The organism is Gemmatimonadota bacterium (assembly GCA_026706345.1).
GTDB lineage: Bacteria > JAAXHH01 > JAAXHH01 > JAAXHH01 > JAAXHH01 > JAAXHH01.
In genome coordinates this window covers 657-2,371 of sequence record JAPOYX010000045.1, presented here as the reverse complement: position 1 = coordinate 2,371, position 1,715 = coordinate 657, and the positions used below count along the sequence as shown (strand labels likewise).

General features: G+C 64.3%; 1 protein-coding gene. It reads left to right on the top strand.

What is annotated here, in order from left to right; all coding sequences use genetic code 11:
• Nucleotides 1-115: 115 nt before the first annotated feature.
• Nucleotides 116-1,715, top strand: a 1,600-nt coding sequence (locus OXG98_04460) for a DUF3604 domain-containing protein (protein ID MCY3771257.1), incomplete at its 3' end; no start/stop codon positions are given.

The window sequence follows — 1,715 nt, the reverse complement described above, 5'->3', positions numbered from 1 at the left end:
GGAAGCGCCGCATGCGAACTCGCTGCCGGGTGCCGGCGGTTTTTTTGAAAGGAACGGTTCCCGATGCAAGCGCATCTTAATATTTAATATAATCAATAAGATGAAAAGTGTTTCCATGCGAGCGGATCGCGCGCGGTGCACCCATCGGTTGGGCTCCGGAACCGGCCACAGCGGTATATTGATCGCGGCAATTGCGGGTTTGCTGATTTCACCCGGTGAGGTCGCGACGTCTTCGGAAGGCGCGGCCTGGCCAACCGAGGTCTTCTGGGGCGATACGCATCTGCACACCCGGCTTTCCATGGACGCCGGCGCCATGGGCACCGTGCGCACGCCCGAAGACGCCTATCGATTCGCCCGGGGCGAGCAGATCGTCTCGACGAGCGGCGTACCGGCCCAGTTGTCCCGCCCGCTGGATTTCCTGGTGATCGCGGACCACTCGGACGCCCTGGGCACGGTCACGGAAATCATGAACGGCAACCCCCGTTTCGGCGTAGACCCGACGGTGCGCCGCTGGCAACGCATGATTGCCTCTGGCGACGATGCGGAACTGCTGGCCGCCGTCTTCGAGATAGTCGGGGCTTTCGGCGCCAGCGAGGACCTCCCACCGATTCTGCTGGACGAAGCTTTCGCCCGTGGGGTGTGGAACGACTACACGGCGGTGGCGGACCGCTTCTACCAGCCCGGAACCTTCACCACCCTGATCGGCTACGAATGGACCTCCATGCCGGACTGGAACAACCTGCACCGGGTGGTGATCTATCGCGATGACGGAGCGACGGTGCGCCGGCTCATGCCCGCCCGGGTCGCCGACGGCATGGACCCCGAAGACCTGTGGCGATGGATGCAGCGCTACGAGTCGGAGACCTCCGGCCGGGTGCTTGCCATCCCCCACAACGGCAACATGAGCGAGGGGCTGATGTTCTCCCTGCAGCGATTCGACGGCAGCCCCATGAACGCCGGATATGCCCGCACCCGCAGCCGCTGGGAACCCCTCTACGAGACCACCCAGGTCAAGGGCGACAGCGAAACCCACCCGCTGCTCTCGCCAAACGATGAATTCGCCGACTACGAGACCTGGGATGACGGCAACTTCTACTACGACGGCGCCGACCCGGCGACCCTGGCTGGAGATTACGCCCGTTCCGGCCTCAAGCGCGGCCTGGAAATCCAGGCGCTGGTGGGAATCAACCCGTTCCAGTTCGGCCTGATTGGCTCCACTGACTCGCATACGGGCCTTGCCACAGCCGATGAGAACAACTTTTTCGGCAAATTCGTCTATGGCGAGCCGTCCCCGGACCGGTGGCGGCCCTGGACCGAAAGTGCCAAACGCGGGGGCTGGGAATACCCGGCCTCCGGCCTGGCGGCGGTATGGGCAACGGAGAACAGCCGGGAGGCCATCTTCGACGCCATGCTGCGCCGGGAAGTCTATGCGACCACCGGGCCGAGAATAACCCTGCGTTTCTTTGCGGGCTGGGATTTCCGCGCCGAGGACCGGGAAAGCGCGAATCTGGCCGGGATCGGATACGAAAAGGGCGTCCCCATGGGCGGCGAACTCTCCGCGGGGCCGGAGAACAGGGCACCGGGTTTCCTGGTGGCAGCGGGCAAGGATCCCCAGAGCGGCAACCTGGACCGCATTCAGATTGTCAAGGGCTGGCTGGACGAGGCGGGACGTGCCAGGGAACAGGTCTACGATGTGGCCTGGTCGGGCGAGAGAA